Below are 8,001 nucleotides of genomic sequence, written 5' to 3'. Positions count from 1 at the left end.
ACCTTTATGGACAGTGAAAACATTTACAAAACGACTTTGCCTCAAGAAGGCATTATTGTTATGGGAAATGAAGCCAACGGAATTTCGGAAAATATAGAAAAACTGATCACGAAAAGGCTTACCATTCCACGTTTTGGAGATCTTCAAATCACCGAAAGTCTAAATGTAGCTACTGCAACAGCCATTATCCTGAGTGAATTCAGAAGACAAAGTTAAAAATTAGCTTAACTTTAGTGAAAGGTAAAATTAATTAAAAACCCTCTCGATTTCATAGCCTCAATATTACCTGTCCAAGGACTGTTAGGATCTTTGTCACGTATTAATTCGTCAGAAATCCCAAATTGCCCTCTAATAGATGGAGAAAATATAAAGTATTCTGAAAAAATATCAATCCCAAAACCCAACTCGTAATTGGTGGTCCAGCTTTTTACTCTAAATCGCTCTTCTAGATTGTCGTCTAAGGATTTTGCATTACTGGACAAATTCAAATTTGCTGATACTCCTCCCAATAAATAAGGACGAACATTTCCAGTTCGAAGAGAAGAAAATTTCAACAATAAAGGAAAATTGATATAAGTGCTGTTTATATCCCTGATTGCATCGTTTGGACTATTAAAACCAACGGTAGGAGGATAATGCAACGTTCTATTGGCGTAATAAAGCCCCGGTTCAAAACGTAAATCCAAATATTCCATCAACCTTACATTGGTTACTAATCCAACATTGAATCCCACAGCATTATCCGTTTGGATATCAGTTGAATATCCTGGATCCGTTTCCATTTTTTTATAATCAATTTTAAAATCATAAGAGTTAAATCCTAAAAAAAATCCAAAATAGATTTTTTTCTTTTGCCAATTTTCTAAATTTATAATAGGATCCTTACCGAAAATACTTTTTGAATTCTGTGCACTTCCTTTTATGGCAATAGTCAATAGAATTAATACAATTATTTTTTTCATAATTATGCTGAATGTTTTCAGTATTATTTTTTAGAAGCCGAGTAAATAGTTGCAACTCCAAAAGTTTGCGGCATAGCCTTTACATTTATAAACCCAGTTTTCCTTAAAATATTGTTTAATGCTTCTCCATAAGGAAAAGAAGCAGCTGATTCAGATAGATATCCATACGCAACATTATCCTTTGAAAACAGCTTCCCTATTAATGGTAAAATATTTTTGGTGTAAAAACTATACCCTTGTTTGTAAGGCGTTTTCTCCGGCACAGATGTTTCTAAAATAACAAAAATCCCCCCTGGTTTTAAAACTCTCAAAATTTCAGCCAACCCTTTTTCAAGGTGCTCAAAATTTCGAACACCAAATGCCACGGTTATAGCATCAAAAAAATGATCTTCAAAAGGCATATTTTCGGAATCTCCCAATACCATTTCAATAGTTTGGGATAGCTTTTTTTCTTCAATTTTCTTTACACCTATCTCCAACATCCCAGCAGAAATATCAAGACCGATAATTTTTTTAGCTTGCGTTTGCGCCATCAAGATAGCAAGGTCTCCAGTTCCTGTTGCAATATCTAATATTTTTTCAGGATTAGTCTCGGCAACCAATTGCAATACTTTTTTTCTCCATTTAACATCAATACCAAACGATATAACTCGATTAAGGCTATCATAGTTCCCTGAAATGGTATCAAACATTTTGGCAACTTGTTCTTTTTTACTAAGTGAAGAATCTTTATAGGGTGTTATTTCTTTTGGCATTTTTTTAGTTTGTACAAATATAAACAAACTGCATAAACTATAAATGTGTTTTTGATTTTGGTTAAAATTTTATTTAGAAATTCATTTTTATACTAAATATCACATTTAAAATAAAAATGAAAATAATTGAAATATCACCAAAAGTGGGTATTGTGGAAACTGTTTTTAATGCTGATGTTTGTACTTTAAAATTTAAATATTTTTTTTAAATGATTAGACGGGAATTAATGACCCAAATCAAATGGATGCTTCTTGCGCTATTTATCTCATTTGTTCTTGTATTATTTTTTGAAGGTACCGTCAGTAATGGCAGTATTATTTTAAAAGCGCAAAATACGTTCTTAGGATTAAATTTGTTTTTGGAAATTTTAATTTTCTTTGCCTTTAGTACCTTTGTGGTATTTGGTACTAAAGGCTTTTTTGAGTTGTACTCTCAAAGATTATCAAATTATATTGTCCTCATTTCGGGGATAGTATTGATATTTGTGATTTGTATATTATGTTATCAAATCTTAGTACAAGAATGAGTCATCCCGCTAATCATTAAAAAAAGCATCCTAAAATTTAGGATGCTTTTTTTTTGAGTTTTATTTTAAATATTACCTTAGAATCAAAACAACAAACATTTACACTTTGACGAATGTTTGGTAGGTATAAGCAAATTGATGTTTATCGTCTATAGGATTAAATTCTGATTGAATTTCTTTCCAATCATCGGAATTGATTTCTGGGAAAAAAGCATCGGCATCAAAGCTATGATGCACTCTCGTGATTTCAAGCTGGTCTGCAAATGGAAGCCCCAAATTATAAATTTCCCCACCTCCAATAATAAATGAAGTTTCATTTTCCGGGCAAATTGCAATTGCTTTTTCGATACTATCAACTACAATACAACCTTCCGGATTATAGTCTTTATTCCGTGTTATAACAACATGTGTTCTATTAGGAAGTGGCTTTGGAAAACTTTCAAAAGTTTTTCTCCCCATTATTATATGATGTCCTGTAGTTAAGGATTTGAATCTTTTGAAATCATTGGGTAGATGCCAAACTAACTCATTATTTTTTCCAAGTGCATTATTTTCTGCAACGGCAGCAATCATGATAATCATACTTAATGGTGTTATTTAGAATTAGTTTCTTCAATTTTGGATTTCAATTGCTCAATTTTTTTTTGCTGTAAAGCTACTAGTCGGTCAATCTGATCTCTTTCCCAATTTTTATTCATAAAACGATCAGTTATAAAAACTTTTATGAAATGCAAAATAAAAAAGAATAACCATAAAGTAATCCCCCAAATACACCAATGTATATTCAATCCCGTATCAAAAAAATAAGCTGCTACAATCAAGAAAATACTGAACAACATCAAGAAAACAAAATGATAGTATAATCTTTTCTTTTGTTTTATTCGGTTTCTGGCATACTCATATTGTTCGTGTAATTCTTTTTCCATGATTTAAAATTTTGCTCATAAAGATAAAATTTATTTTCAAAAGTCTCCATTATGATTATTGAATATTTAAAGAGAAAACGTTTTCTTTTTTTTAAATTAAGATTTAAACGATTCAATTTCTTTTTAAAAGTAAAAAAAAGAATACTTTTTTGCTATTATGCTAAAAATGAGGTGGTTTGTTCAAACTTAAAAATATTTCATTTACTTTGTTATAACTTTAAAAATGAAATAGTTATGTCTGTAAAAAAACAATTTATAAAAACTAAGCCCGTTTGTAAGGTTACCTTTTCTGTAGAAGCAAAAGAGGCCAATCAAGTATCTGTAATTGGTGATTTTAATAATTGGAAAGTAGAAGAAGGAGCCTTAAGCAAATTAAAAAATGGAACTTTTAAAGGGTCTTTTGACTTAAATAAAGATTCAGCATACGAGTTCAAATATGTGATTGACGGAGCCTATGTAAATGAGCCAGAAGCCGATTCATTCAAGTGGAATGATTTCGCGGGAGCCGAAAACAGTGTGTTACTAGTTTAAAAAAAATCCGCTTTAAGCGGATTTTTTAATTTTATACAGCTACACTTCCCTTGATTAGGGCATGTGGCTCATATCCTTCTAGTGTAAAATCATCAAAATCAAAATCGAAGATGTTTTTCACATTTGGATTTAAAATCATTTTTGGCAATGGTTTTGGTTCACGAGTAAGTTGTAACTCGAGTTGCTCAAAATGGTTATTATATATATGTGCATCGCCAAATGTGTGTATAAATTCACCTACTTCAAGGTCACAAACTTGTGCTATCATCATAGTTAACAATGCGTAGGAAGCTATATTAAAAGGAACTCCCAAAAAGACATCAGCACTTCGTTGATACAATTGACAGGAAAGTTTTCCTTTCGTTTCTCCTTTGGATTCGTCTGGAGAAGCTACATAAAACTGAAAAAAAGCATGACAAGGAGGCAAGGCAGCTTTATTATTTGCTACATTTTCCTCAAATGACTTTGTTGTATCTGGCAAAACTGATGGATTCCAAGCCGAAATTAACATTCTTCGACTGTTTGGATTTGTTTTTAATTCAACAATAAGCTGGCTAATTTGGTCAATTTCCTCACTATTCCAATTACGCCATTGGTGACCATAAACAGGGCCTAAATCACCGTTGCTATCTGCCCAGGCATCCCATATTTTGACTCCGTTTTCTTGAAGATATTTGACATTGGTATCCCCTTTAAGAAACCAAAGCAATTCATATATAATCGATTTTAGGTGCAATTTTTTGGTGGTTACCATTGGAAACCCTTCACTTAAATCAAATCGCATTTGATAACCAAATACGCTTTTTGTACCAGTTCCGGTGCGATCTCCTTTTTGACAACCATTATGCATAATATGTTGTACTAAGTCTAGGTATTGCTTCATTTTTTGTTGATTTGTTTATTCGTTGATTTGTTTATTCGACTTATAGATTAAACAAATTCACAGTTAAACATTACGATTCTCTCTTAGAAATTTCATCACGGATTTTAGCCGCTTTTTCATAATCTTCATGTTCCACAGCTTGTTCAAGCAATTCATTTAATTCCTGCAAAGTATGATTAGAATAGGTACTACCCGATTCATTACTTTCGGTACTTCCAAAAGTTTCAGGATTGGAAAGAATGTCGTCCATTTCATTTGGCGCATCTGTTTCAAGAGGATTTGCTTTCAAGAAAATACCCGCTTTGTCCAAAATGTTTTTGTAAGTAAAAATAGGAGCGTTAAATCGAATGGCTAAAGCAATGGCATCTGAAGTTCTTGCATCAATTATTTCTTCGATTTTATCTCTTTCGCAAATAATGCTGGAATAAAAAACACCGTCTACCAGTTTGTGGATAATCACTTGTTTCACCACAATATCAAATCGTTCTGCAAAATTTTTAAACAAATCATGAGTCAAAGGACGTGGTGGCTTGATTTCTTTCTCTAAAGCAATTGCAATAGACTGAGCCTCGAATGCTCCAATAACGATAGGCAATTTTCTTTCCCCATCAACCTCATTTAAAATTAACGCATAAGCGCCATTTTGAGTTTGACTGTATGAAATTCCTTTTATAGATAATTTAACTAAGCTCATTTTTGTATAATGGGAAGCACTAAGTACTCTATTAATTATGTCTTTTTTCTTGTTTTAAATAATGTGCAATTTTAATCAAAATATATGGAACAAAAAAGCTACCTAAAGCAAAGATACGATTATCTTATTTTTAGGTAGCTAATTATAGTAGAAATTAAATATCTAAGATTGCTGCTCTTTGAAAGTTTTTAATTTAGCTGTTAATTGAGGCACAATTTCAAATGCATCTCCTACAATCCCGTAGTCGGCTACTTTAAAGAAAGGAGCTTCCGGATCACTATTGATAACCACTTTTACTTTAGAAGAGTTGATACCCGCGATATGCTGAATAGCTCCAGAGATTCCAATAGCAATATATAAATTGGTAGCAACTGGCTTACCAGTTTGCCCTACGTGTTCTCCGTGAGGTCTCCATCCTAAATCTGAAACTGGTTTTGAACAAGCTGTTGCAGCTCCAAGAACTGATGCCAATTCTTCAACCATTCCCCAGTTTTCTGGCCCTTTAAGACCACGTCCTGCAGAAACTACGATGTCAGCATCGGCAATAGAAACTTTACCTGAAACTTTTTCAACAGATACCACTTTTACACCAAAATCAGCGTCACCAATTGTTGGATTAAAATCTTCTTCTGTTAATGATGAAGCACTTTCAAAAATACCATAAGAGTTTTTGGCAAGTGCCAAAACTTTTACATCAGTATTGATTTCAGTAATATTGAAAGCTTTGTTTGAAAAAGCAGTTCTTTTTACTTGAAAAGGAGAAGTACTTACTGGCAAACCAACAACATTTGAAGCATACCCAGCCTCCAATGCTACAGCTACCAATGAAGCTAAGTAAATACTGTCTGTTGTAGAAGACAATAAAACCACTTTTGCAGCTTCTTTCTGTGCCGCTTGTTTGATAACATCAGCATAAGCTTTTGCAGTAAAACCAGCTAATTTATCATTGCTTACTTTTAAAACTTTGTCTACTCCGTATTTTGACAATTCAGAAACATCTCCTGCGTTTACAGTCACAGCCGTAACGGTTGTTCCTAATGATTCGGCTACTTTTTTTGCATAAGAAGCTAATTCTAATGCTACTTTTTTAAATTTTCCTTCTGCAGATTCTGCATATATTAATATTGACATATTTTTTTATTTTAAATGTTGAATTATAAATTTTAAATGTATTTGAGAATGTTAATTCACAACTTAAAAATTCATAATTTAAAATTATATTACCTTAGCTTCGTTGTGCAATAAATTAATTAATTCATCCAAATTATCAGCTGAAATTAATTTAACCGCAGATTTAGGAGCTGGTTTTTCAAATTTCACCGCTTTAGTATTTACAGCAGCATCAACTGGTTCAAGGATTGTTAACACTTTAGTTCTAGCAGTCATGATTCCTCTCATATTCGGGATACGTAAATCTTTCTCCTCTACAATTCCTTTTTGACCTCCAATGATAATAGGCAATGAAGTACTTACTGTTTCTTTTCCACCATCTATTTCACGAACAGCAGTTACATTAGAACCTTCAACGGTGATACCAGTACATGAGTTCAAAAAATTATATCCTAAAATTCCAGCAATCATTCCAGGAACCATTCCTCCATTATAGTCTAATGATTCTTTTCCAGCAATCACAACATCGTAATCTCCGTTTTTAATTACTTCAGCCAATTGTTTTGCTACAAAAAAACCATCTGTAGGGTTTGCGTTGACACGAATGGCTTCATTGGCACCTATAGCCAATGCTTTTCTTAAAGTAGGTTCAGTATCTGGTCCTCCAACATTCACTACGGTAACTGTAGCTCCTTGTTGCTCCTGGAACCAAATAGCTCTGGTTAGACCAAATTCGTCATTTGGATTAATTACATATTGAACCCCATTGGTATCAAACTCAGCGTCTCCGTTAGTGAAGTTGATTTTTGAAGTAGTATCAGGAACGTGGCTGATGCAAACTAATATTTTCATAATAATATATATTAAATTCTTTTTTTTCTTTGACAAATTTAAAATAATAAATTGAATAATATACTATGCGTGCATAATATTTTTCACAACTATTACGATTTCGCAAAACACAATAGTACAATAAAGGTTTTAATCAGAATTATTATAAATAACTGAGCTAATTTTGTGATTTAAGCAACTTATTCAGATTTGACGCTCATCCAAATGAAATTTTGATACCACAAATTTTCAATTCAGCAGCAATTCCTAGCCCAGATAGTAGCGGCATCCTTCTTGTGGTCTCGTTTTTTTCTAACGAGACCACAAGAAGATATAGCGGATAGCTGGAAATAGCTCCTAAAAAAAACAATAGCATAAAACCTTGTTATTTTAAAGTGATTTATGCTTTTAAGTAATTTAAAATAATTATTTTTGCATTTCTAAAAATTACACACAGACTATATAAATATGAGAACTATACAATTTAGAGAGGCCATTTGTGAAGCAATGAGCGAAGAAATGCGTCGCGATGAGTCCATATACTTAATGGGTGAAGAGGTAGCAGAGTATAATGGTGCCTACAAAGCATCTAAAGGAATGCTTGCCGAATTTGGTGAAAAAAGAGTTATTGACACGCCAATCGCCGAACTTGGTTTTACTGGAATTGCAGTTGGATCAGCAATGAATGGATGTCGCCCGATCGTTGAGTATATGACTTTCAACTTTTGTTTGGTTGGAATTGATCAAATTATAAATAATGCTGCCAAAATGCGTCAGATGAC

The 8,001-nt window shown here is 32.6% G+C and carries 10 protein-coding genes and 1 pseudogene; 3 read left to right on the top strand and 8 right to left on the bottom strand.

Annotation, left to right across the window (positions count from 1 at the left end; all coding sequences use genetic code 11):
- On the top strand, positions 1-216 hold a 216-nt coding region (locus tag VFS71_RS00055), incomplete at its 5' end, for a TrmH family RNA methyltransferase (protein ID WP_326398609.1).
- A gap of 14 nt (positions 217-230) precedes the next feature.
- Here the strand turns inward: VFS71_RS00055 and VFS71_RS00050 are convergent.
- The 4 genes from VFS71_RS00050 to VFS71_RS00035 all read right to left on the bottom strand — a co-directional run bounded on the left by VFS71_RS00050 (position 231) and on the right by VFS71_RS00035 (position 3,170).
- Entirely contained in the window at positions 231-962 is a 732-nt protein-coding gene (locus VFS71_RS00050) for a porin family protein (RefSeq protein WP_326398607.1), read from the bottom strand.
- Between the two features lie 23 nt (positions 963-985).
- On the bottom strand, positions 986-1,717 hold the full coding sequence (ubiE, locus tag VFS71_RS00045) for a bifunctional demethylmenaquinone methyltransferase/2-methoxy-6-polyprenyl-1,4-benzoquinol methylase UbiE (RefSeq protein WP_326398606.1): 732 nt from the start codon (positions 1,715-1,717) through the stop codon (positions 986-988).
- Between the two features lie 626 nt (positions 1,718-2,343).
- Positions 2,344-2,826, bottom strand: coding sequence for a dihydrofolate reductase (locus tag VFS71_RS00040; RefSeq protein WP_326398604.1), 483 nt, complete (start codon positions 2,824-2,826; stop codon positions 2,344-2,346).
- 11 nt (positions 2,827-2,837) lie between these two features.
- Positions 2,838-3,170 (bottom strand): 2TM domain-containing protein, encoded by a 333-nt coding sequence (locus VFS71_RS00035; protein ID WP_326398603.1) that lies wholly within the window; start codon positions 3,168-3,170, stop codon positions 2,838-2,840.
- A 234-nt stretch (positions 3,171-3,404) separates the two neighbouring features.
- Between VFS71_RS00035 and VFS71_RS00030 the strand changes: the two genes are divergently transcribed.
- Positions 3,405-3,701 carry an isoamylase early set domain-containing protein gene (locus tag VFS71_RS00030; RefSeq protein ID WP_326398602.1) on the top strand — a complete coding sequence of 99 codons (297 nt, stop codon included), beginning with the start codon at positions 3,405-3,407 and terminating at the stop codon, positions 3,699-3,701.
- A 31-nt stretch (positions 3,702-3,732) separates the two neighbouring features.
- Here VFS71_RS00030 and VFS71_RS00025 read toward each other — a convergent pair whose 3' ends face one another.
- The 4 genes from VFS71_RS00025 to VFS71_RS00010 form a co-directional block, all read right to left on the bottom strand.
- Positions 3,733-4,584: a thymidylate synthase gene (locus tag VFS71_RS00025; protein WP_111411149.1), complete on the bottom strand. Its 852-nt coding sequence runs from the start codon at positions 4,582-4,584 to the stop codon at positions 3,733-3,735.
- Between the two features lie 70 nt (positions 4,585-4,654).
- The gene (locus tag VFS71_RS00020; RefSeq protein ID WP_326398601.1) at positions 4,655-5,278 is read right to left on the bottom strand and encodes a bifunctional nuclease family protein; all 624 of its coding nucleotides are present in this window, start codon (positions 5,276-5,278) and stop codon (positions 4,655-4,657) included.
- 162 nt (positions 5,279-5,440) lie between these two features.
- Positions 5,441-6,409, bottom strand: a complete 969-nt coding sequence (locus VFS71_RS00015) for an electron transfer flavoprotein subunit alpha/FixB family protein (RefSeq protein ID WP_326398599.1) — start codon at positions 6,407-6,409, stop codon at positions 5,441-5,443.
- Positions 6,410-6,493: 84 nt separating this feature from the next.
- Positions 6,494-7,240 carry an electron transfer flavoprotein subunit beta/FixA family protein gene (locus tag VFS71_RS00010; RefSeq protein WP_326398597.1) on the bottom strand — a complete coding sequence of 249 codons (747 nt, stop codon included), beginning with the start codon at positions 7,238-7,240 and terminating at the stop codon, positions 6,494-6,496.
- 447 nt (positions 7,241-7,687) lie between these two features.
- On the opposite strand from VFS71_RS00010, the pseudogene VFS71_RS00005 reads away from it, so the two are divergent.
- Positions 7,688-8,001 (top strand): annotated as a pseudogene (locus tag VFS71_RS00005) (alpha-ketoacid dehydrogenase subunit beta); the annotation flags it as partial.

This window comes from Flavobacterium sp. (assembly GCF_035760125.1).
Taxonomy (GTDB): domain Bacteria; phylum Bacteroidota; class Bacteroidia; order Flavobacteriales; family Flavobacteriaceae; genus Flavobacterium.
The sequence above is the reverse complement of the archived record's forward strand: the minus strand, read 5'-3'. Positions and strand labels throughout refer to the sequence as shown.